This is a genomic window from Gilliamella sp. X-46, from assembly GCF_057063525.1.
In genome coordinates, this window is the sequence record NZ_JBXSQH010000018.1 from 14,828 (window position 1) to 36,553 (window position 21,726).

Sequence of the window (21,726 nt, forward strand, 5' to 3'; positions counted from 1 at the left end):
AGTATACAAAAATTTTTATTTTACAAAATATTATACTGTACAATGAAAGAAATTACTTTTTAAAATAAAAGATAATTTTCAATTATTTGCTGTTAAGGCAGTAGTTAATGCACTTTGTGATGCTGCATCATTCGGAAATATCTTTTCTGGAATGATTTTTGATACTGATAATCCATGTAATTGTAAAATGGGTTTAGGTAAAGCAAATACCGTTATCCCTTTCATTATGACTGAATCGATAACAACTTTATTTTCATCTAATGAAATTGCAATTAATACCCTTGGCATAAACCGTTTACCTTTGCTACGACCAACGCCTAAATAAGTGCCTTTTTTCATGGCTAAGAAAGCTTGATTAAAACGGCGAATTTGAAACCAACTAAAAACGATTTGGATACACCAAGCAATTAAGGCAATAGTGATTAACGTGGTCGTCATATTTGTGATTTTCCATTTAATGTAAGTTAGAATAAAAAGTGCGATAAGTCGTAAATTAACTTTCGCACTTTATTTTAACTAGAACATTACTTGTCCGCCAGTGATGTTGATTGATTGTCCTGTGCAATAAGATGCTTTATCGCTTGCATAAAATAGCAATACATTAAGGACATCTTGATAATCACAACCACGTTTTAACGGCACTTTATCAATATAAACTTGCTCAACTTGCTCATCTGGAATACCTAATTTTTTAGCATATTGAGGTATTAATGATTGGAACATTGGTGATTTTAGCAAATTCCCCAACATTAATGAGTTTACCGTAATGCCATAATCAGCGAGATCAAGTGCCAGTGATTGAGTTAATCCAACACCACCAAATTTAGCTGCACTATAACCAGAATTATGCTTACTACCTACTTTGCCTGATTTGGAGTTAATTTGGATAATTCGTCCATGAGTTTTGTGTTTTACCATTAATTTAGCAAACTCACGCGCACATAAAAAATAGCCTGTAAGATTTACATTAACCGATAATTGAAAATCACTTAATGTAAAATTAGTAATAGGTGCAGCTCTTGCAATACCCGCACTGTAGACCATTAAGTCAACACGTTTGAATGTATCATCAGTATCTTGAGCTAGTTTAATGACACTGTCTTCATTTGTTGCGTCAACAGCAAAACCTTTGGCTGTACCTGCTCCATGTTTTTTGTTAATTTCTTCGGCCACTTTATTTGCATTAGTAACATTTAAATCAGCAACAACAACTTTGTATCCAGCATCGGCTATGCCTTTACATAAAAATTCGCCTAAAGTTTGGCCACCACCTACAACGACTGCTACTTGTTTCATTTTTAAGTTCCTTAGTCATTTAAAATTATAATTTCATCACCCACACAAAGTTGATCTGGTACATCCCCTTTTACATGTACCGTTCCAGGCAATTCAGCCTGATGATTACCATCAAATCTTAATGTGATATGTCCCAACTCTCGAAAATTAATACTGCCTACATCACCGACTGCAGTAATTTCATAAACATGTTTACCTAATTTAATTTCCTGACCTACTTGCAAGTCTTGCTGCAAATCATCATGACTGTGAACAAAACAGTACTCAGCTAAATCTGCTGGTGCGCCATTCTTAAACAGGATTAGCATTCCATCAGCTAATGCCTCTTGGGCAAATTCACCAATTTGATTAATTTTTGAATGATAGATAACATTTGCCATTATTAACCTTCCGTCCGCTTAAGATGGGATTTATTCATCCCATTTTTTAATTTATTGATATATAAATAATGAAACAGCCCATGCAATTAAGACCGTTGGCGCGCCAGTTAAAAAACGACTAACCAACACAGATGGAACCCCTACTCTCACTGTATCTTGTTTAGCTTCAGCTAGTGATAACCCCACAGGAATAAAGTCACATGCAGCTTGAGCATTAATAGCAAACAATGCTGGTAATGCTAAATGAGGAGGAATATTACCAAGCCCAATTTGTACACCAACTAAAGTACCAATAACTTGAGCAATAACCGCTCCAGGACCTAAGAAAGGAGAAAGTAATGGGAAAGAACAGATCAAGGCTAATATAACAAGTCCAAATGGGTTGTTTGCTAAAGGAACAAGCCCATGAGCAATAAAATTACCTAATCCCGATGCAATGATGATTCCAATTAATGCTGATACAAACGCCATAAAAGGAAGTATTGTTTTAAGTACCGTATCAATAGTATCACGACCAGCTTGGAAGAAAACGGCAACGCCAGATCCCATACCAATACCAATCCTTGCTAGTAATCCGTCGCTTTGTTCAGTAATTTTTTTACTGCTGTCATATTCCTTAAATTCAGCTGATTTATTATTTGTTTGCGGTTCTTTGGCTGCTGATACCATTTCGCTTACGCTATCACCTTCTTTTTCTATCAATTTGATATTGTTTGTCTTTACTGCTGAAACATAAATATCTTCAACAATATATTGGGCAAGAGGACCTGATTTACCTGTTGCATGAATATTGACAGTTGGTACGCGGTTTTTTGGATAGATACCACAACGTAACGTTCCACCGCAGTCAATAACCGCTACACCGATTTCTTCTTTAGGTGGTTCACCTTCTTTGAATCCATCAATAGCTTCCCACCCTGTTAATTCCGCTAATGTATCAACAATCGCTGGACGCGTTCCTGCTGCAATATAGACAATTTTTTTCCCTGCAATGACAGGAAGTTCTAAAGGCCCACCCCAACCAGCTTCGCCTCTTTCAATACGAATAAATTTAGCCATTTTTATATTCCTTATTCCTTATAATTTTACAGATGAACTTTTCTTTCTAATTTAATACCCATTTTTCTTTCAAAAATGGCTGTACAAAAGTCAGTAATCCAACCTCTAAAAAAGTTAGTACCTAAACCAACAAGGAAATAACTCACAGCAAGAGGACCTAAAGGTAAATGTAATGTAGTTAAACCTGCCGCTATCCCCAAATAAACAAAAAGCTCACCAGGGTTAACATGTGGAAATAATCCATTCATTGAATGGCAACTATAAGATGAAGCTGCATAGTAGCTTGGTTTGTAAAACTCTGGCATAAAACGACCTAAACTTAATGTCATTGGATTACAAAAAACAAAAGTACCAATAAGCGGTAACAGTAAATATCTAGAAATGGGATTACCCGCACAAGCTTGCGCTAAACGCTCAATACGTTCTTGTCCAATAAATTTAATCACTGCATTCATTACAACAAGTAATGAAATTAATAATGGTAGAATTCCCGTTACCATCCCAACAAATACTTTTCCGCCTTCTTGGAATAAACCAATAAACCATTCAGCACCAAATGAAATAGCATCAATCATATTGTCTCCTATTGAGTTGAATTCGAGTTGATAATATCAACACCAAACCACAAAAACTTTTAAATAGATCACAATTTGAAAAAATATCTTTCATTTTGAAAGAAAGTTAATTCAAAAAATAATTAAATTAAAATAAAGAAAATAAATGAAAGTGATAGATTGCTGAAATAACAGTAATAGTTAAAAATAGCTGATTTTTATTGGACATTAATTGTGAGTTGGCGTAACTTGGTACAAAAGCGTTGTTTTATTATTCAATTTAAGGAGAATATATTATGGCTAAAAGTATTACCTCGGCAAAAAAATTACAACAAACAGCAATTTTATTCCCTACTGACTTAGGTCAAAAAGCGTCAAAAGATATTTCTGGAGCAATGAATTCTGTTTTAGCAGATGTTTTTGCTTTATATTTAAAAACCAAAAACTTTCATTGGCATGTGAGTGGTCCTCACTTTCGTGATTACCATTTAATGTTAGATGATCATGGTGAAGAACTATTTGCCATGACAGATCCAATTGCAGAACGTGTACGTAAATTAGGCGGAACAACACTACGTTCAATTGGCCATATCGCTAAATTACAAAGTATTTCTGATAATGATGCTGATTTTGTTGAACCATCAGATATGCTTGCCGAACTTTGCCAAGATAATGTAAGACTGACTGAGCGTATGCGTGTAGCACATGATATCTGTGATAAGTACAACGATACGGCCACAGCAAGTTTAATTGAAGAGTGGATAGATCAAACAGAACAACGTGCATGGTTCTTATTTGAAGCCGGACGAAAAGTCGACTCATCAGGACATTAATAAATAATTATTAATGAATAAGATAAGAGGCATACTCAGTGCCTCTTATTAAAAATACGTGGAGATTTAAGATGAGTAAAAAAATTGCTGTACTGGTTGGGAGTTTACGTAAAGACTCTTATAACTTAAAAGTGGCAAAAGTTTTTCAGAAAATAGCACCACCATCACTTTCGTTACAAATTATCCAAATTGGGGATTTACCTTTATATAATGAAGATATTGATAATAATACCCCTCCAGCCTCTTATACTCGTTTTCGTCAAGAAATAGCCGATTGTCAGGGTGTTATTTTTGTGACACCTGAATATAATCGGGGCTTACCAGCAGTGATCAAAAATGCAATAGATGTAGGCTCTCGCCCTTATGGTAAGAGTATTTGGTCAAAAAAACCTGCTGCGGTTGTTTCCGTTTCACAAGGTGCAATTGGTGGGTTTGGTGCTAATCATCAATTACGACAATCTTTAGTCTTTTTAGATATGCCGACACTACAACAACCTGAAGCTTATATTGGCAATGTGAATGCTGCTTTTGATGAAAGCGGTAATATTACTTCCAAAAGTAAAGAGTTTTTAACCGTTATCATTAATAGCTACGCCAGTTGGGTTGAAAAGTTAAGTCAATAACGCTTTATTTTACGATTCACAGTCAATATAATTGGCTGTGTTTTCTTAGCAAGCAAATTAACTCGTTTTGTCATGCCTATATTTCTTCCTAATAGTGAACAAAAATTATTACATCGCGCGCAGTTAGTGGCGGGGTACACTTTTGGCGAAATCGCACAATATTTAAACATCCCTATCCCCGCTAATTTAAGCAAACAAAAAGGTTGGGTAGGAAATCTTATCGAAATTTTTTTAGGTGCTAATGCTGGTAGTAAGGCTGAGCGTGATTTTGCTAATTTAGGAATTGAATTGAAAACAATTCCTGTTGATAAGCAAGGTAAACCGTTAGAAACTACTTTTGTCAGCGTCACACCATTAATGGCTAATCATGGCGTTATTTGGGAAACCAGCCATGTTAAATATAAACTAACAAAAGTACTTTGGATCCCAATAGAAGGCGAAAGAACGATTCCTCTTGCTGACCGAAAAGTAGGAAAACCTATTTTGTGGACACCAACTCAAGAACAAGAGCAACAACTCAAGCAAGACTGGGAAGAATTAATGGATATGATAGCGCTAGGACAGGTTGAAAAAATTACCGCTCATTACGGCACCTATCTACAACTGAGACCCAAAGCAGCCAATGGGCAAGCACTTACTGAAGCAATTGGTGAAAATGGACAAATTATTTTAACGCGCCCAAGAGGATTTTATCTTAAAAAGTCATTTACTATGCAAATTTTAGATAATGCAATGAAGTCTTAATAATTTTTATGTTCAATTAAATAGCACACACCATTACATATCATAATCATCACCTCCTAGTTTTAAAAACAAATAATATTACTTTCATATAGTTGACACAAAAATCAAATCTACGTCACATTTTTTCACATTAGTGATTTACTTAGATCAAATGTGAGAATAAATTCACCTTAACATTTGTGAAACAATAAGAGAATTTGTGAGGGTTTAATATGAATTTTATTTTATCTGGGCATGGGAACGTTGCTATTGAAATGAAAAAAAGTATCGAAATGATAGCTGGAAAATACCTCAATTTACATGCAATAACTTTTGAACCTGGTGAAGGTATTGAAAGTTTGCAAGATAAATATCTAAAAATTATTAACCAATCAGAAAACCAGCAATTCATTATTATCACTGATATTTTTTCTGGTAGTCCTTATAACGCGGCAGCGATATTAGCGCTGAAACGAAGAAATATTGAAGTTATCAGCGGGCTCTCCTTACCACTTTGTTTGGAGTTATTAAATTCTGATTACTCCTTAATCAATATTGAAAACGCATTTGAACAACTTGACAACGTCAAATTGGATTTTATCAAGTCATTCAAATCATTATCTAAAAATGCATGTATAGAGGAGGATTTATAAATGATTATAAATTTAGTTCGCATTGATGATCGTTTAATTCATGGTCAAGTGACGACTGTTTGGACCAAAGAAGCCAAAGCAGAAAGAATAATTGTTGTAAGTGATGAAGTTGCCAATGATGAAATCCGTGCAACACTCGTTAAACAAGCAGCCCCTCCAGGCACTAAAGTTTCGGTAGTGAGCATTGAAAAAGCTGTAGCTGTTTATAAAAACATAAAATATGAACATGATACCGTATTTTATCTATTTACTAATCCAACCGATGTGTTGCGCTTAATTCAAGCTGGTGTTCCTATTAAAAATGTCAATATTGGTGGTATGTCATTCAAAGCTGGTAAAAAACAAATTACTAAAGCTGTTTCTGTTGATGAAAACGACGTATCGGCATTTAGAAAAATGCATGATATTGGAGTAAATCTTTATTTAAAAGTGGTGATTACTGATCCTTTTGTCGATTTTATCAAACTACTTGAACAAGAATTTCCATATTAATAATCACTATTAATAACAAAATAGGAGGCAATAATGGAGATTTCATTATTTCAAATCATATTAGTTTTTATTTTTTCTTGTGTGGCTGGTATGGGGAGTGTGCTGGATGAGTTTCAAACTCATCGTCCATTAATTTCCTGTACTGTAATTGGTTTAATTTTAGGAGACGTCAAAACCGGAATTATTCTTGGAGGTACATTGGAACTTATCGCATTAGGTTGGATGAACATTGGAGCAGCGCAGTCACCCGATTCAGCATTAGCCAGTGTTATATCAACTATTTTAGTTGTAGTTGGTAAACAAGATATCCAAACTGGCATCGCTATCGCATTACCAGTTGCTGCAGCAGGACAAGTACTTACAGTATTTGCTAGAACCATCACAGTGGCCTTTCAACATGAAGCAGATAGTGCAGCTGAAAAAGTCCAATTTAGAAAAATAGAATTATTACATTTTAGTGCACTTTTTGTTCAAGCGCTAAGAGTGGCAATTCCGGCGACATTAGTTGCTATATATGTTGATGCAAACACAGTAAATAGATTATTAAATTTATTACCTGATATTGTTACTGGCGGCCTTGCTGTTGCTGGTGGATTTATTGTTGTTGTCGGTTATGCCATGGTTTTAAATATGATGATGGTCAAATACTTAGCACCATTTTTCTATCTGGGTTTTATTTTGGGTGGATACCTAAACTTTAGCCTCCTGTCATTTGGTATTTTAGGAGTCATTTTTGCCATTATTTATGTTCAATTAAATTCTAAATTTAATACAGTTAAAAATAATGAAAATGCAATAAATCTATCAACCAATAGCAAATCAATTATTGCCGATGATGAATTAGATGATTAATTAACAAGGATTTTATTATGAAAGAAATGATAAACACCATCCAAAAAAAAGATATTATTAATACGTTTATTCGATCTAATTTTCAACAAGCTTCTTTTAACTATGAACGAATTCACGCTTTGGCATTTTGTGTGGATATGATACCAACAATAAAACGAGTCTACAAAACAAAAGAAGAACAACGTGAAGCCTTAAAACGACATCTCGCTTTTTTTAATACTACTCCTGCGATGTGTGGTCCTATACTTGGTGTCACAATGGCAATGGAAGAAGCAAGAGCCAACGGTGCACCTATTACAGATGGGACAATTAACAGTTTAAAAATTGGATTGATGGGACCGTTGGCCGGTGTCGGTGATCCATTGGTATGGGGAACACTCCGCCCAATTACAGCAGCACTTGGTGCATCATTAGCGCTTTCCGGCAATATAGCCGGCCCATTATTGTTTTTTATTCTGTTTAATTTAGTTAGGCTTGCTATGAAATGGTATGGACTGACTTATGGTTTATCAAAAGGGATAGGGATTGTTAAAGATCTTTCCGGCAATATTTTACCAAAATTGACAGAAGGCGCGTCAATTCTTGGATTATTTATCATGGGAGTATTGGTCACAAAATGGACTTCAATTAACGTTCCATTAGTTGTATCTCAAACAGCTGACATAAATGGTAACCAAATCACAATGACAGTTCAAAGTATACTTAATGATCTTGTTCCAGGCTTATTACCGCTTGGATTAACACTCTTAATGATGAAACTACTCAGGAAAAAAGTAAGTCCAATAATACTCATTTTTATACTTTTTGCTGTAGGTATTATTGGATATGGTTTAGGAATACTTGCTTAACAAAATGATAAATAAATGTTTATTAAAATTTAAAGAGTTTTAAGTTCAATAACCAAAATTCAAAAAGTACGCAAAAAGGTTAGTCAGTTATTTTATTTACACAATATAAATAAAATCTTTCAGCCTTTTTGTGTCTGCCCTTCAACAAGATTTAACTTATCAAAGAGGAATATATGAAAACTCAAGCTGTTAGGTTGTATGGTAAAAATGATTTGCGACTAGAGTCGTTCGAACTTCCCCAAATAAATGATGATGAAATTTTAGTTTCGGTAGTTGTAGATAGCATGTGTATGTCTTCATTGAAATTAGTCAATCAAGGAGAAGATCATAAAAAAACACCACCTGATTTAGTCAATAATCCTATCATTATTGGTCACGAATGCTGTGGTGAAATTTTAGAAGTTGGCAAAAATTGGCAGCATAAATTTAAAGCGGGACAAAAATATGTAGTACAAGCGAATCTACAACTTAAGGATAGTCCTTATTGTGTCGGTTATTCTTATCCATACACAGGAGGATGCGCCACTTATATGATCATTAATCATGATGTATTAAAACAAGATTGTTTAATTCCATATGATGGCAACACCTACTTTGAGGGTGCTTTAATTGAACCTTTATCCTGTGTTATTGGCGCATTTAATGCTAATTATCATTTAAAACCTAATAGTTACCAACATGTTATGGGCATAAAACGCGGTGGGGATCTGATAATTTTAGGTGGAACAGGCCCAATGGGGATGTTGGCAATTGATTATGCTCTAGGGGGACCAATAAAACCTAAAAAAGTGGTTGTCACAGGACGGAGTAAAGAAAAAATTGCTCATCTTAAAACGTTGTATCCTCCTCGTAATGGCATTGAACTTGAATTTGTTGATATATCAAATGTTGATGACCAATTAGAATCATTAAAAAGCCATTCGACCAAAGGTAGTTTTGATGATGTTTTTGTTTTTTTACCTTCACAAGAATTAATTCAATTAGCATCAAAATTATTAGCTTTTGACGGTTGTCTTAACTTTTTTGCAGGTCCTCAGAATAAAGATTTTTTAGCTGAAATTAACTTTTATGATGTCCATTATAACTTTACCCACATTGTTGGAACATCTGGTGGAAATACCGACGATATGCGTGAGGCAGTCAAACTTATTGAAGCTGGAGCTGTTGATGTAGCTAAAATTGTTTCACATATTATGGGGATCAATCAAGCTAGTAAAGCAACTCAAATGCAAGATAAAATTAAAGGTGGTAAAAAGTTAGTTTATACCCATAAGCAATTTGAACTTAAAAATATAGAATCATTGACTGATAGTAAAGATGATATTGCATTAAAACAAATACTGAATAAAAATCATGGAATTTGGTCAAAAGAAGCTGAAGATTTTATATTAAATTATTTTCCTGATATTGAACCTTAATTTTTGATATACTTTATTAGCATCAAGATGTCATCATGCTGAAAATAAATGACTTCTTGATGTTATTAAATAGGCTAATTTTTAAAACAATAGATAATAAGATAACGCTACAATGATAAATCACAATTTTAGCAATAACGATTTTGAGCAACATAAAATGTTAATTAAAATTGCACAGCTGTATTATGAAGAAAATAAAACGCAGTCAGAGATAGCAAAAATAGTTCATATACATAGGTCGAGCATAAGCCGAATGCTAAAAACAATACGTGAATTAGGCCTCGTCTCTATTTCAATTAATTATGATTTATTACCCAATATCGCCTTAGAAGAAAAGATTTGTAGTCAATTTAATTTAAAACAAGTTATTGTTGTGCCTGTTAACCCCAATTTAGATAATGATACGAAAAATCAAATTGTGTGTAATGTAACATCTAGTGTATTACTTAAAAATATTCACGATAACGATGTTATTGGTATATCTTGGGGACGCTCAATTAATTATATTGTCGATAGTTTAAAAAATGACAATAATACATTTGACAATATAACCATTGTACCAATGATTGGTGGACCTTCTGGAAAAATTGAAACAAAATATCATGTCAATAACATTGCCTATAAATTATCCAACAAACTGAAAAGTAAATCGATATTAATTGATTACCCAGCCATTGTTGACACATCTAAATTGAAAGCTGAAATTGAAAAAACTCAGCACATGAAAGAGTTAAAAGATTGGTGGAATAAAATAACCGTAGCATTGTTTAGTATAGGTTGCCCCGCCATATCTAAAAGTTCAATTTGGTACGGTTTTTATGGCGAACTATTCCAAACGATTACCAATAAAAAAATTGTGGGCGATATATTATCTCGATTTTATGATAAAAATGGAGCTGAATTAGATACACCATTCTCTAATCAAATTATTGGCGTCACCTTAGATAAACTAAAACAAATCCCACTTAAAATTTGTGCTAGTGGTGATCCCGAAAAACTTAATAGCTTAGTTGCAGCATTAAATGCAAATTATATTGATATATTAGTCATTAGTGATGAGTTAGCTAATCAACTAATTGACTAATTTTCAAACCAAAATAATAAAAAATAGTCTTAATTAATAACAATACTCTTTTTGATATTTAATATCAAAAAAATCTAAATAATATCAAGTATTAAAATTTTTGAATTTCGTTGATAATTATAAAGTTGCTTTTTTTTAATTGGCAAATCATCTACCTCTGCTGGATTGAATCCTTTTTCCCTAAACCAGTGAATACTACGAGTAGTGAGAACAAATATTTTTTCTAATCCTAATTGGGTTGCTTTTTCAGTTAACTTTTCAATTAATACGTTCCCCCGAGAAGAGCTACGATAATCTGGATGAATAGCTACACAGGCCATTTCGCCCATTTTTTCTTCAGGGTAAGGATAAAGCGCAGCACAACCTATTGTCATATTATCACGTTCAATAATGGTAAATTTATCAATTTCCATTTCTAATTGTTCACGAGATCGTTTAACCAATACACCTTGTTCTTCCAGTGGTCGAATAAGTTCTAAAATCCCACCAATATCATTAATCGTTGCCGAACGAACCTTCTCAGAATGCTCCATTGCAACTTGTGTTCCAATTCCATCGCGCGAAAATAATTCTTGTAAAATCGAACCATCAATCAAATAACTTACCAAGTGGCTTCGTCTAACTCCACTTCGGCATGCTTTAGATGCCGCGCGTAAAAACCGTGCTTCACTGGATAAATGTTTGCCTTGCTGTTCTTTTTGATTAACATAATTATCTGCATCAACAGGATAAAGGTCAGTAATGACACGACCTTGTTCATCTAAAACCCCTTGTTCTGCACAAAAGCTGATTAATTTATCCGCTTTTAAGCGAATGGCAACTTCAGCTGCAACATCCTCAGATGCTAAATTAAAACTTTCTCCAGTAACCGAAACGCCAACAGGGCCTAATAACACAATAGAGCCACGAGCTAGCTGTTCTGCTATCGCCTCGTTATTGATTCTTCGAATTTTACCTGTATGACAAAAATCAACGCCATCATCTACACCCAATGGTTGGGCAATTACAAAATTACCACTGACAACACTGATATGAGCACCTTGTAATGGAGTATTATTTAAACTCATCGATAAACTTGCGGTAATATTAAGTTGTAATGATCCTGTAACTTGTTTAATGATGTCTAGCGTCATTGCATCAGTGATGCGCGTATTTTTATGATATTTCGGTACAATATGATGGTTTTTTAAAGACTCATCGATCTGATTACGAGCACCATTGACAATAACAAGTTTAATACCAAGACTATAGAGTAAACCAATATCACTGATAATACTTGAATAATTATTACTTTTTAACACTGCACCTGTGAGCAAAATTACAAATGTTTTTCCATGATGAGCATTAATATAAGGTACTGAATGTCTTAATCCATCAACTAATTCAGTTGTACGTTCTTGCATTTTTACAACCACCTTAAAATGAATATTTATTCAAATTAAATGTAATTTTATTTATTTTTAATCTAATAGCAAGTAATATTTTAAGCATCTATCAACAATCTAAATATTTACTATTTATAAAAGATAAAACTGAAAATCGATAAGTATCTGATTGAAAAATGGCCAATTAGCCCAACATTAAATAGTTAATTAAAAAGATTAAATTAAAATTTTAAAAACCGTTAGTATGAAAAAAAGCATGCCATATTGGCATGCCCCATAACATTAAACTTTAGATCTACAAATTATATTTTTGTTAAATCAATGACCTTCTTAAAACGATAAAAAACAATTGATCCAAGTAATACACTTGATACTGCAATAAAAAAGTCTATTAAAATAGCATAACTGACATTGATCATAGCTAATTTTGGCACTATACGCGGAATGACAACAAACGATAGTCCACTGAATGTATACATACAACCAACGGCCAGACCTTTACGAGTAGGGAACAGTTGTTGCATTACAACCAAAGTCAACTGTAACACACCTCCTGCAGCAGTAAACCCTACGCCAATTGCGGCAATGACACACATGACTGGCGAAATATTGAAATAAAACACAATTAATACTAAGGCAGACAAAGCAGGCAGAATAATAATACAAAATATTGGTTTTAAGAAACGTTTAACCACAAATGCTGTAACAAATACCGAGATAATGGATGCGGTGCTATAATAGCTAATCAGTTGTTTTGCATCGATATCGTTCATATTAACACCTTTAACAGCGATAGTTGGCAACCACTGTAAAATAATGACAAATGTTGCTGTTGTAGTAAATCCCATGATAATCAGTAAAATACCTTCAAATTCAAATCGAGGATTACCTGTAAAATAGTTTACTGAACCTTCACAACCTTTGATTGTCGTATCTTTATGTGGGAATTGTTGAGGTAATAATAATAAACTGTTAATGATTAAATAAGCAGTAAAACCAAGAAACGCCCAACCATACCATATTTTGTTGGTATCAAAAAAAGTAACAATAAAAGGTAGAACTAGCGTTCCGATGGAAATAAAAGCTTTTATAAGGACGCTTGCAGAGCTCGCAGATCCAGGAAAGCATTCAGTTAACGCAGGCATAGAACCTGTATCTAAAAAAGAATTACCTGCCCCCACGGCAATCGCTAAACAAAAAGCTATATGAATGTTGGTACAAAAAATGATCCCTACAAAAAAAATAGCATAACAGATCATACCTAGATAAATAAATAACTTTCTACCAAATTTATCTGATAGCACCCCACCAATGAACATTAAAAAGATTTTGCCAATTCCTATGCCTGATGCAACATAACCAAGCCCAACTATATCAGTATTTAGTTGCTTTGAAAGCGCTAGGGAAAATTGCATAATCACAATTAGCGCAATACTTTGAATAATATAGTTTGCATAAATAGATCCAACAATTCCATAAGAATTGACCTTTCGATTTTCCATTTGTCATACTCCATATGTAAAACATAAAACTTTAGTTCTATTCAATATATATGTATTAATATTAGGCAAAAAGAGTAAGTCTAGATTTGTTACTTAACTTTTATCTTTTTTATTCCTAAAAAATATCAAAAATATGACATAAAATTAAAGTCATATAGAATTTTATTATTGTCTATCACCAATAAAAATACCACTTTTTAAGTGGTATCTGTTATAAAAGGTTAAATTAACTTCCAAGCATTTCAAGCATTTTAGCTAGGATCAAGCTTTCATCTTGATCAACATTCACTATATGGTGCGCAGCATCATGATATAAAGGCAGTCTTTCAGCTAACACCTTTTCTATTTCATCAGCAATAGATAAACCCGTTAATGAGGGTCTTTGAGCAACATTCGGATCTTTCATTAAACGAGCAGCTAGTGTTGCCGCTGGCGCAGATAAAAAGATAACCGTACCATTTTGTTTCATAAAATGGCGGTTATGCTCAGCTAATACCATGCCTCCACCAGTTGCAATGACACGATTGGGTTTAGTTGTATCAACAAGCACTTGGCTTTCTCTTGCTCTAAATCCTTCCCAACCTTCTTTTTCAACAATTTCAGCTACTGTTTTTTGAGTAGTCTCAAGTAAATGGCTGTCGGTATCAATAAAAGAAAACGATAGCTTATTTGCTAACATTTTTCCCATTGTTGTTTTACCTGCTGCTCTTGCACCAACTAAAAAAATTGTTTTATTCATATTGGGTTCTGTCCTTTTTTCTTTACAGAATATGTTAGCCATGCTAGTAATTCGCTCTTATTTTGCAATATATTTTAAATATTATTTAATAAATTTAAAAAATAATTTTTAATGAAATCTAACATCACGTTTAAAAATATTTCTGTAAATATTTTTTACAAAAATTATAGAGATTTTAAATAGTGCTAAAATTTTTTTGATAAAACCAATTAACACAGTTTTTCTAGACCACGAAAATAGAGCTCTGTCGCGATCGATTGATGTAATCGCCACTGAATAATGTCAAGGTCAATATTTACCTTTTTAAACTCTTCGTATGTCATAAAATAACGAATAGTATTACTACCGACACGATCATTGATACTATTGATGATGATATTTATTTTTTCAATTCGAAGCTTTTTTAGCTCTTGCATTGCTGTTGTAACAAATTCTGGAATGGGTTTTGTTCCATTTTCCCAATCATGCCATGTATTAATATCTGTTTTACCAATATATTCACTGGCCTCTGACACTTTTAACATAAAGAAACGACGATATGCTTGCAATTCTAAATTAGTCATAAATGCTCCTTATTATGATGCTCTTGGACTATTCAATTGATATATTAGCTTTGTTTAGACCAATTAATTTGGCAATCACAAAGCAATTATATAAATAGCGGAAAACATGACTAACTCTAATTAACTAGCCATATTTGCCATTTGAGTAATTATTTTTTAGTCAAAGCATCAATTACAGCCTGTTTTGCGCGTTCAGAAAGATTTTTCCCTGTCCAAATTTTAAACTGAGCATTTGCTTGGCCAATAAACATTTCACGTCCTGAAATTGACTCCCAGCCAGCTTGTTCTGCTTCTTGTCTAAAACGCGTATTATATGGAGTATAAACAATATCATAAGCCACACCATTACCTTTAAACCAAGCTTGTTTATAAGGTGTTTGATCTTCAAATTTACCCGTCATGCCTAATGGTGTTGAGTTAATAATAATTTGAGCCTCAGCTTTACTACGATCTTCCCATTTAATAGTTTTAAGATTGAATTCATTAGCTAACATATTAGGTAAATCATCCACAATATCTGTTACTGTAATATCGGTATAACCAAGTTCCTGTAGCCCAACAACAGCTGCGCGAGCAGCTCCCCCTGCACCAAGTAATAATACTTTGTTATAATCTGCAGGTAGTTTTTTTGTTTTAAGCGGTTCCATAAATCCAACAATATCAGTATTGTCACCACAAAGTTTATCCCCATGCCAATAAACCAAATTAGCCGCTCCCGCTTTTTTTACATGCTCGGTTACTTCATCTAAATAAGGAATAATGGTTTGTTTATGCGGAATAGTGACACATAAGCCTCGAATGTTTAATAGCCTTATGGATTTAAATAAAGTTGCAATATCTTCCGGAGGTGTAGCAAAAGGAACTAAAACTGCAGGAATTCCATTGTCTTGAAATGATATAGTATGAATAAGAGGGCTCATACTATGTCCTAAAGGATAACCGATAATGCCGTATATACTATATGGCGTAAACTGGTTCATATAACCTCCTTGAAAATTAGAAAATTAAACCTAAATAGATAAAATCTATAATGCATAGTATTAAAACATATTTATTATAAAATTAAACCGTTTTTGTATTTAATCAACATAATCAAAATTAAAAAGTCATCATTTAGTAGTAATAGACAATAACTGTTATCTATTTGCTAATATTCCTTTGGGCAATAAACTTATTTTTCGCTTAAATAAGATAATGCTTGAGAATTTGCGTATAACAGCGTATACTTCGCTACCTCATTATTGTGGGTGTAGTGTGAGAGGTTAGACTGCTTCTCAGATAGAACTGCAGCAAACTAAAAGCCTGACGAGGTTAATTCCATTAACATATTACGCCCAGGGCTTAAGCATAGAAATTTCGGAGAATTATTGACATGTCACGAGTATGCCAAGTAACAGGAAAAGGCCCTTTAGTAGGGAATAATCGTTCTCATGCGATGAACGCTACTAAACGCCGTTTTCTACCAAACCTTCAAACTCACCGTTTCTGGATTGAGAGTGAAAAACGTTTTGTAAAATTGCGTGTATCTGCTAAAGGTATGCGTACTATCGATAAAAAGGGTATTGATGCAGTTTTAGCTGAACTTCGTGCCCGTGGTGAAAAGTACTAATAAGGAAACCATATCATGGCAAAAGGTGTACGCGAAAAAATTAGATTAGTTTCTTCTGCTGGTACAGGTCATTTTTATACCACTAGCAAAAACAAAAGAACTATGCCTGAAAAAATGGAGATCAAAAAATACGATCCTGTAGTTCGTCAACATGTAGTTTATAAAGAAGCTAAAATTAAATAGTTCTAAATAAACAAAAAACCCAGCAATGCTGGGTTTTTTTATATCTTTTTAAGATTAATGTTGCTCATTGATTGCCATAATAACTATTTAAAAAATAAAAAAGCTTCAGTTTTACCTGAAGCTTGAAATAAATAAAAAATAATAATTTTATTTTAAATATTGTCGCTCATATGATCTTGCTTTTTTATCGTCAAAGACATGTTCCCAACGTGCAATAACAATTGCAGCTAATGCATTACCTACTACATTAACTACAGTTCTTCCCATATCTAAGATTCGCTCAACCCCCATAATATAACCAATACCTTCAAGAGGTATACCGACACTACCAAGTGTTGCTGATAAAACTAAAATTGAAGCACCTGGAACGCCAGCAATCCCTTTAGATGCAATCATTAATGTGATAACAATAATAATTTGATCCAAAATCGTTAAATCAATACTAAATAGCTGTGCTAAAAAGATAACAGTTATGCTTTGATAAAGTGTCGATCCATCAAGATTAAATGAATAGCCTGTAGGAATAACAAAGCTGGTTATTGATTTTGGAGCACCATAAGCTTCCATCTTTTCAATAATCTTCGGTAATGCTGTTTCAGAACTAGCAGTTGAAAATGCAATTACCAACTCTTCTTTTAAAATTTTCAACAATGTAAAAATATTAAAGCGACAAAGTTTACAAACGAGACCTAGTATCACTAATGTGAAAATAATCATTGCCGAATACACAGTCAAAATTAATTTTAATAAAGGCAGTAAGGATTCAAAACCATATTTAGCAACAGTTACTGTAATAAGTGAAAAGACACCAATTGGTGCATAACGCATAATCATGTTAGTTACTTTAAACATGGTATCTGAAATCACTTTTAAGAAGAAAAGAAATGGTTCACGTTGTTTTTCTGGTAAAGACATTAGCCCTAACCCGAAAAAGACACAGAAAAAGATAACCGGTAAAATTGCACCATCAGTCATTGCTTTAAAAATATTTGCAGGAATCATATCAAGAATCATAACAATCAAACCATGTGGTTTTCCGCTCAATTCCTCGGCTGCTTTGGCATATTTACTAACATCTGTGGTTGCAAGAGTAGATGAATCAATGCCTGCTCCCGGTGAAAAAATATTTCCCCAGCAAATACCTAACAAAATCGCAATAGTTGTAATAATCTCAAAATAAAGTATTGTTTTAAATCCTAATGTACCTAATCGTTTCGAGCCACCAATACCCGCAATACCTAGTGTTAATGTGCTGAGTATAATAGGTAATACAATCATTTTAATTAAACGAATAAAAATATCACCCGCTGGTTGGAAAATATTGACTATCGAAAACTGATAATAAGAATGTAGAGGATGAGATGGCACAGAAAGCTCAAATAAATAAGCCCCCATCGCAACCCCTAAAACCAAAGCAATTAAAATTTGCCATGCAAGATTTGTTAAGATTTTCTTTGTAAAAAACATCATCTAATACTATTCCTTTTCGAAATTATTCTAAATAAAAAAGGATTAGTTATATTAACTAATCCTTTTTTATAATTAAAAATTATTCTTCGGTCCCCTGCACCAAATCACTCCGCTCTCCACATTGCGATAATAATTCGGATTCATTATCATCCTCTGTTTCAGCGATTCGCTGTAACCCCACTACTTTTTCGGTTTCAGCTGTTCGAATAAGCATAACCCCTTGAGTATTACGACCAACAATACTAACTTCTGAAACTCGAGTACGAACAAGCGTTCCTGCATCTGTAATTAACATGATTTCATCTGTTTCATCAACTTGAACAGCCCCAACCACAGCTCCATTACGCTCACTCACTTTTATAGAAATAACACCTTTAGTTGCTCGTGATTTCGTTGGGTACAATTCTTGCTGTGTACGTTTACCATAACCGTTTTGGGTTGCGGTTAAGATTGCTCCATTTCCACGTGGTACTATCAAAGACACCACTTTGTCATCACTATCAAGTTTTATACCTTTAACACCCGCAGCAGTTCGCCCCATACAACGAACTTTATTCGCAGGGAATCGAACAACTTTACCGTTGGCTGAGAATAACATAATATCCTCAGTAGTTGAAAATTGTGAAACTTCATTATCTTCAGTATCAACATCTTCTATCACGATATCATCATTCATTTCTTCATCATCAGTCATAGCTGAAGGATCATTACGAGTCAAATCAACACCGATCAATTCATCATCATCACGCAAATTAATCGCAATAATGCCGCCACTTCGTGGACGGCTAAATTCAATTAAAGAAGTTTTCTTAACTGTACCTTGTGCGGTAGCCATAAATACACAATGTTCATCATCAAATTCTCTAACTGGCAAAATTGCAGTAATACGTTCATTTTCTTCCAACGGTAATAAGTTTATTATTGGACGACCTCGAGAGCCACGGCTAGCTTCAGGTAATTGATAAACCTTCATCCAATATAATCGACCACGACTTGAGAAACAAAGAATCGTATCATGGGTATTAGCAACTAATAATTTTTCGACAAAGTCTTCTTCTTTAATTTTAGTTGCTGATTTACCTTTACCACCACGACGTTGAGCTTCATAATCTGAAAGCGGTTGATATTTTACATAACCTTGATGCGAAAGAGTAACAACGACATCTTCTTGGGCAATAAGATCTTCAATATTAATATCTGCACTGCTTGCGGTAATTTCGGTCCGTCTAGCATCTTGGAACTGGTCACGAATAGCTTCAAGTTCTTCTCGAATCACTTCCATTAAACGCTCTGAACTTGCTAAAATATGCAATAACTCACCAATTTGAACTAATAAATCTTTATATTCATCAAGAATTTTTTCATGTTCAAGTCCTGTTAACCTATGTAAGCGAAGATCTAAGATCGCTTGAGCTTGTGCATCTGATAGGTAATAGTGTCCATCATGAATGCCAAATTCTGGCGCTAAGTCTTCTGGTCTAGCTGCATCATCACCTGCTTTTTCCAACATTGATGCAACATTTCCAAGTTGCCAAGCTTGAGCCAGTAATTTAGCTTTTGCTTCACCTGGTGTTGCAGCTGCACGAATTAATTCAATAACAGGATCAATATTAGCAAGTGCAATTGCCAAACCTTCTAACACATGAGCACGTTCACGTGCTTTACGTAGTTCATAAATAGTTCGTCGAGTAACTACTTCACGGCGATGAAGTACAAAAGCTTCAATCATTTCACGCAAGTTTAATAGTTTGGGTTGACCTTTATGTAAAGCCACCATATTGATACCGAATGAAACTTGCAATTGAGTCAACGAAAAAAGGTTATTTAAAACAACTTCGCCAACCGCATCACGTTTTATTTCAATAACGATACGCATACCATCTTTATCAGATTCATCGCGTAATGCCGAAATACCTTCTATTTTTTTATCCTTGACTAATTCGGCTATTTTTTCGATCAATTTTTTCTTGTTAACTTGATACGGGATTTCATTAATAATGATTGTTTCTCGTCCTGAATGGTCATCAACTTCGATAGTTGCTTTAGAACGAATATAGATAATACCACGACCAGTACGATAAGCATTCTCAATGCCTTTTCGGCCATTAATCAATGCTGCTGTTGGAAAATCAGGCCCATGGATATACTCCATTAAACCATCAACCGAAATATTTTCGTCTTCAATAAAAGCCAAGCAGCCATTAATGACTTCAGATAAATTGTGAGGAGGGATGTTAGTCGCCATACCAACAGCAATTCCTGATGCTCCATTAATTAATAAGTTAGGAATTCGCGTTGGTAACACATCTGGAATCATTTCTGAACCATCATAATTAGGTGAAAAATCAACTGTTTCTTTATCAAGATCAGTCAATAATGCCCCTGCAAACTTTTGCATACGAATTTCGGTATAACGCATTGCAGCAGCTGAATCACCATCAACAGAACCGAAGTTACCTTGACCATCAACTAACATATAGCGCAATGAAAATGGTTGAGCCATACGTACAATTGTGTCATAAACCGCCGAGTCACCATGTGGATGATATTTACCGATTACATCCCCAACAACACGAGCAGACTTTCGATAAGGTTTATTCCAATCATATCCCGCTTCATGCATAGCAAATAAAACTCGCCTGTGAACAGGCTTTAAACCATCACGGACATCAGGTAAAGCACGCCCAACAATGACAGACATTGCATAATCAAGATAAGAGGATTTTAACTCATCTTCAATATTAACGGGGGTTATTTCTTTGGCTAGTTCGGTCATAACACCATGTTCTCTTATTAATTTAACTCATCAAAACAGTATATAATTATAGCATAAAAATCGCTATTAATGCAGAACTAAACTGTTTTTATTTCAACTTATTCGCTATGAATAAACAACGTATTTTCAATTAATTGGCATAAGCAATTTAAAATCATGGCGTGCATTTCGTAAGCCATCACTTTTTTATAAGATGGAACTCTTATTTCAATGTCATTTTGCCCAAGTAAACCAATAACTTCACCGCCATCAAAAGCAGTTAATGCAACGATTTTCATATCCTTAATTACCGCTTCTTGAACAGCACGAATGATGGCTCGGCTATTTCCTTGGCAAGTTGCTATAATTAAGACATCACTTTGTTGACCTAATGCTTGAATTTGACGCGCATAAATTTCTTCATGATTAGCTATAGCACTTAACAAAACATTGTCCGAGACTAAAGCTATTGCTGGAATACTTGGTCTTTCGATATTAATACTGGTGATTAAACGTGAAGTAAAGCTTTGTACATTAGCAGCAGATGAACCATTACCACAGCTCATAATCTTATTACCGTTAAGTAAACTCTCAACAATAATATTTGCTGCTTTTTCAATAGAGTAACCGAGCGATTCAGCCATCACAATTTGAGTTTGAATACTTTCAGTAAAATAATTTTTAATTAAATCTTGCACGCCTTTT

General features: G+C 34.0%; 24 protein-coding genes. 11 read left to right on the forward strand and 13 right to left on the reverse strand.

What is annotated here, in order from left to right; translation table 11 throughout:
- Positions 1 to 78: 78 nt before the first annotated feature.
- The 5 genes from ACYIAJ_RS09720 to srlA all read right to left on the reverse strand — a co-directional run bounded on the left by ACYIAJ_RS09720 (position 79) and on the right by srlA (position 3,310).
- Positions 79 to 438 (reverse strand): transcriptional regulator GutM, encoded by a 360-nt coding sequence (locus ACYIAJ_RS09720; RefSeq protein ID WP_091350637.1) that lies wholly within the window; start codon positions 436 to 438, stop codon positions 79 to 81.
- Positions 439 to 516: 78 nt separating this feature from the next.
- The gene (srlD, locus tag ACYIAJ_RS09725) at positions 517 to 1,296 is read right to left on the reverse strand and encodes a sorbitol-6-phosphate dehydrogenase (RefSeq protein WP_174787339.1); all 780 of its coding nucleotides are present in this window, start codon (positions 1,294 to 1,296) and stop codon (positions 517 to 519) included.
- Positions 1,297 to 1,307: 11 nt separating this feature from the next.
- Positions 1,308 to 1,676: a PTS glucitol/sorbitol transporter subunit IIA gene (gene srlB / locus ACYIAJ_RS09730; RefSeq protein ID WP_483560143.1), complete on the reverse strand. Its 369-nt coding sequence runs from the start codon at positions 1,674 to 1,676 to the stop codon at positions 1,308 to 1,310.
- Between the two features lie 51 nt (positions 1,677 to 1,727).
- Positions 1,728 to 2,735 (reverse strand): PTS glucitol/sorbitol transporter subunit IIB, encoded by a 1,008-nt coding sequence (gene srlE / locus ACYIAJ_RS09735; RefSeq protein WP_483564714.1) that lies wholly within the window; start codon positions 2,733 to 2,735, stop codon positions 1,728 to 1,730.
- A gap of 26 nt (positions 2,736 to 2,761) precedes the next feature.
- Positions 2,762 to 3,310, reverse strand: coding sequence for a PTS glucitol/sorbitol transporter subunit IIC (gene srlA, locus ACYIAJ_RS09740; RefSeq protein WP_091350628.1), 549 nt, complete (start codon positions 3,308 to 3,310; stop codon positions 2,762 to 2,764).
- A gap of 275 nt (positions 3,311 to 3,585) precedes the next feature.
- Between srlA and ACYIAJ_RS09745 the strand changes: the two genes are divergently transcribed.
- The 9 genes from ACYIAJ_RS09745 (at position 3,586) to ACYIAJ_RS09785 (ending at position 10,815) form a co-directional block, all read left to right on the forward strand.
- Positions 3,586 to 4,122: a Dps family protein gene (locus ACYIAJ_RS09745; protein WP_091350626.1), complete on the forward strand. Its 537-nt coding sequence runs from the start codon at positions 3,586 to 3,588 to the stop codon at positions 4,120 to 4,122.
- Positions 4,123 to 4,193: 71 nt separating this feature from the next.
- Positions 4,194 to 4,745, forward strand: coding sequence for an NADPH-dependent FMN reductase (locus ACYIAJ_RS09750; protein ID WP_483564715.1), 552 nt, complete (start codon positions 4,194 to 4,196; stop codon positions 4,743 to 4,745).
- A 72-nt stretch (positions 4,746 to 4,817) separates the two neighbouring features.
- The gene (gene mutH, locus ACYIAJ_RS09755; RefSeq protein ID WP_483560139.1) at positions 4,818 to 5,489 is read left to right on the forward strand and encodes a DNA mismatch repair endonuclease MutH; all 672 of its coding nucleotides are present in this window, start codon (positions 4,818 to 4,820) and stop codon (positions 5,487 to 5,489) included.
- A 212-nt stretch (positions 5,490 to 5,701) separates the two neighbouring features.
- Entirely contained in the window at positions 5,702 to 6,121 is a 420-nt protein-coding gene (locus ACYIAJ_RS09760) for a PTS sugar transporter subunit IIA (RefSeq protein ID WP_160403428.1), read from the forward strand.
- The gene (locus ACYIAJ_RS09765; protein ID WP_091350622.1) at positions 6,122 to 6,613 is read left to right on the forward strand and encodes a PTS sugar transporter subunit IIB; all 492 of its coding nucleotides are present in this window, start codon (positions 6,122 to 6,124) and stop codon (positions 6,611 to 6,613) included. It abuts the gene before it with no gap.
- 33 nt (positions 6,614 to 6,646) lie between these two features.
- Complete coding sequence (locus tag ACYIAJ_RS09770) at positions 6,647 to 7,465, forward strand: PTS mannose/fructose/sorbose transporter subunit IIC (protein ID WP_160403429.1); 819 nt, start codon at positions 6,647 to 6,649, stop codon at positions 7,463 to 7,465.
- A 26-nt stretch (positions 7,466 to 7,491) separates the two neighbouring features.
- Positions 7,492 to 8,313 carry a mannose/fructose/sorbose PTS transporter subunit IID gene (locus ACYIAJ_RS09775; protein ID WP_483564719.1) on the forward strand — a complete coding sequence of 274 codons (822 nt, stop codon included), beginning with the start codon at positions 7,492 to 7,494 and terminating at the stop codon, positions 8,311 to 8,313.
- A gap of 173 nt (positions 8,314 to 8,486) precedes the next feature.
- Positions 8,487 to 9,731 carry a zinc-binding dehydrogenase gene (locus tag ACYIAJ_RS09780; protein WP_483560136.1) on the forward strand — a complete coding sequence of 415 codons (1,245 nt, stop codon included), beginning with the start codon at positions 8,487 to 8,489 and terminating at the stop codon, positions 9,729 to 9,731.
- Positions 9,732 to 9,984: 253 nt separating this feature from the next.
- Positions 9,985 to 10,815, forward strand: a complete 831-nt coding sequence (locus tag ACYIAJ_RS09785) for a sugar-binding transcriptional regulator (protein ID WP_483560134.1) — start codon at positions 9,985 to 9,987, stop codon at positions 10,813 to 10,815.
- A gap of 74 nt (positions 10,816 to 10,889) precedes the next feature.
- On the opposite strand, the gene argA is transcribed toward ACYIAJ_RS09785, so the two are convergent.
- From argA to aroE, 5 genes are all read right to left on the reverse strand, one after another.
- Entirely contained in the window at positions 10,890 to 12,218 is a 1,329-nt protein-coding gene (argA, locus tag ACYIAJ_RS09790; protein WP_483560133.1) for an amino-acid N-acetyltransferase, read from the reverse strand.
- 284 nt (positions 12,219 to 12,502) lie between these two features.
- Positions 12,503 to 13,702 carry an MFS transporter gene (locus ACYIAJ_RS09795; protein ID WP_483560132.1) on the reverse strand — a complete coding sequence of 400 codons (1,200 nt, stop codon included), beginning with the start codon at positions 13,700 to 13,702 and terminating at the stop codon, positions 12,503 to 12,505.
- 226 nt (positions 13,703 to 13,928) lie between these two features.
- Positions 13,929 to 14,441, reverse strand: a complete 513-nt coding sequence (gene aroL, locus ACYIAJ_RS09800; protein WP_483560130.1) for a shikimate kinase AroL — start codon at positions 14,439 to 14,441, stop codon at positions 13,929 to 13,931.
- A gap of 209 nt (positions 14,442 to 14,650) precedes the next feature.
- The gene (locus tag ACYIAJ_RS09805; protein ID WP_483560128.1) at positions 14,651 to 15,004 is read right to left on the reverse strand and encodes an Aca2/YdiL-like domain-containing protein; all 354 of its coding nucleotides are present in this window, start codon (positions 15,002 to 15,004) and stop codon (positions 14,651 to 14,653) included.
- A gap of 149 nt (positions 15,005 to 15,153) precedes the next feature.
- On the reverse strand, positions 15,154 to 15,984 hold the full coding sequence (aroE, locus tag ACYIAJ_RS09810) for a shikimate dehydrogenase (protein WP_483560126.1): 831 nt from the start codon (positions 15,982 to 15,984) through the stop codon (positions 15,154 to 15,156).
- 392 nt (positions 15,985 to 16,376) lie between these two features.
- Here aroE and rpmB point away from each other — a divergent pair, with 392 nt between their 5' ends.
- Together rpmB and rpmG are read left to right on the forward strand one after the other, a co-directional pair.
- Positions 16,377 to 16,613: a 50S ribosomal protein L28 gene (rpmB, locus tag ACYIAJ_RS09815; RefSeq protein WP_034884345.1), complete on the forward strand. Its 237-nt coding sequence runs from the start codon at positions 16,377 to 16,379 to the stop codon at positions 16,611 to 16,613.
- 15 nt (positions 16,614 to 16,628) lie between these two features.
- The gene (rpmG, locus tag ACYIAJ_RS09820) at positions 16,629 to 16,796 is read left to right on the forward strand and encodes a 50S ribosomal protein L33 (protein WP_034884348.1); all 168 of its coding nucleotides are present in this window, start codon (positions 16,629 to 16,631) and stop codon (positions 16,794 to 16,796) included.
- A gap of 147 nt (positions 16,797 to 16,943) precedes the next feature.
- Here rpmG and gltP read toward each other — a convergent pair whose 3' ends face one another.
- From gltP to ACYIAJ_RS09835, 3 genes are all read right to left on the reverse strand, one after another.
- Positions 16,944 to 18,266, reverse strand: coding sequence for a glutamate/aspartate:proton symporter GltP (gene gltP / locus ACYIAJ_RS09825; RefSeq protein WP_483564716.1), 1,323 nt, complete (start codon positions 18,264 to 18,266; stop codon positions 16,944 to 16,946).
- A 79-nt stretch (positions 18,267 to 18,345) separates the two neighbouring features.
- Positions 18,346 to 21,042, reverse strand: a complete 2,697-nt coding sequence (gene gyrA, locus ACYIAJ_RS09830) for a DNA topoisomerase (ATP-hydrolyzing) subunit A (protein WP_483564717.1) — start codon at positions 21,040 to 21,042, stop codon at positions 18,346 to 18,348.
- Positions 21,043 to 21,140: 98 nt separating this feature from the next.
- The gene (locus ACYIAJ_RS09835; RefSeq protein ID WP_160403447.1) at positions 21,141 to 21,719 is read right to left on the reverse strand and encodes an SIS domain-containing protein; all 579 of its coding nucleotides are present in this window, start codon (positions 21,717 to 21,719) and stop codon (positions 21,141 to 21,143) included.
- Positions 21,720 to 21,726: the final 7 nt, after the last annotated feature.

What these genes read in the sequence shown, in the direction of transcription:
- ACYIAJ_RS09720 (WP_091350637.1), bottom strand. Translation starts at nt 438, where the DNA reads ATGACGACCACGTTAATCACTATTGCCTTAATTGCTTGGTGTATCCAA.
- srlD (WP_174787339.1), bottom strand. Translation starts at nt 1,296, where the DNA reads ATGAAACAAGTAGCAGTCGTTGTAGGTGGTGGCCAAACTTTAGGCGAA.
- srlB (WP_483560143.1), bottom strand. Translation starts at nt 1,676, where the DNA reads ATGGCAAATGTTATCTATCATTCAAAAATTAATCAAATTGGTGAATTT.
- srlE (WP_483564714.1), bottom strand. Translation starts at nt 2,735, where the DNA reads ATGGCTAAATTTATTCGTATTGAAAGAGGCGAAGCTGGTTGGGGTGGG.
- srlA (WP_091350628.1), bottom strand. Translation starts at nt 3,310, where the DNA reads ATGATTGATGCTATTTCATTTGGTGCTGAATGGTTTATTGGTTTATTC.
- ACYIAJ_RS09745 (WP_091350626.1), top strand. Translation starts at nt 3,586, where the DNA reads ATGGCTAAAAGTATTACCTCGGCAAAAAAATTACAACAAACAGCAATT.
- ACYIAJ_RS09750 (WP_483564715.1), top strand. Translation starts at nt 4,194, where the DNA reads ATGAGTAAAAAAATTGCTGTACTGGTTGGGAGTTTACGTAAAGACTCT.
- mutH (WP_483560139.1), top strand. Translation starts at nt 4,818, where the DNA reads ATGCCTATATTTCTTCCTAATAGTGAACAAAAATTATTACATCGCGCG.
- ACYIAJ_RS09760 (WP_160403428.1), top strand. Translation starts at nt 5,702, where the DNA reads ATGAATTTTATTTTATCTGGGCATGGGAACGTTGCTATTGAAATGAAA.
- ACYIAJ_RS09765 (WP_091350622.1), top strand. Translation starts at nt 6,122, where the DNA reads ATGATTATAAATTTAGTTCGCATTGATGATCGTTTAATTCATGGTCAA.
- ACYIAJ_RS09770 (WP_160403429.1), top strand. Translation starts at nt 6,647, where the DNA reads ATGGAGATTTCATTATTTCAAATCATATTAGTTTTTATTTTTTCTTGT.
- ACYIAJ_RS09775 (WP_483564719.1), top strand. Translation starts at nt 7,492, where the DNA reads ATGATAAACACCATCCAAAAAAAAGATATTATTAATACGTTTATTCGA.
- ACYIAJ_RS09780 (WP_483560136.1), top strand. Translation starts at nt 8,487, where the DNA reads ATGAAAACTCAAGCTGTTAGGTTGTATGGTAAAAATGATTTGCGACTA.
- ACYIAJ_RS09785 (WP_483560134.1), top strand. Translation starts at nt 9,985, where the DNA reads ATGCTAAAAACAATACGTGAATTAGGCCTCGTCTCTATTTCAATTAAT.
- argA (WP_483560133.1), bottom strand. Translation starts at nt 12,218, where the DNA reads ATGCAAGAACGTACAACTGAATTAGTTGATGGATTAAGACATTCAGTA.
- ACYIAJ_RS09795 (WP_483560132.1), bottom strand. Translation starts at nt 13,702, where the DNA reads ATGGAAAATCGAAAGGTCAATTCTTATGGAATTGTTGGATCTATTTAT.
- aroL (WP_483560130.1), bottom strand. Translation starts at nt 14,441, where the DNA reads ATGAATAAAACAATTTTTTTAGTTGGTGCAAGAGCAGCAGGTAAAACA.
- ACYIAJ_RS09805 (WP_483560128.1), bottom strand. Translation starts at nt 15,004, where the DNA reads ATGACTAATTTAGAATTGCAAGCATATCGTCGTTTCTTTATGTTAAAA.
- aroE (WP_483560126.1), bottom strand. Translation starts at nt 15,984, where the DNA reads ATGAACCAGTTTACGCCATATAGTATATACGGCATTATCGGTTATCCT.
- rpmB (WP_034884345.1), top strand. Translation starts at nt 16,377, where the DNA reads ATGTCACGAGTATGCCAAGTAACAGGAAAAGGCCCTTTAGTAGGGAAT.
- rpmG (WP_034884348.1), top strand. Translation starts at nt 16,629, where the DNA reads ATGGCAAAAGGTGTACGCGAAAAAATTAGATTAGTTTCTTCTGCTGGT.
- gltP (WP_483564716.1), bottom strand. Translation starts at nt 18,266, where the DNA reads ATGATGTTTTTTACAAAGAAAATCTTAACAAATCTTGCATGGCAAATT.
- gyrA (WP_483564717.1), bottom strand. Translation starts at nt 21,042, where the DNA reads ATGACCGAACTAGCCAAAGAAATAACCCCCGTTAATATTGAAGATGAG.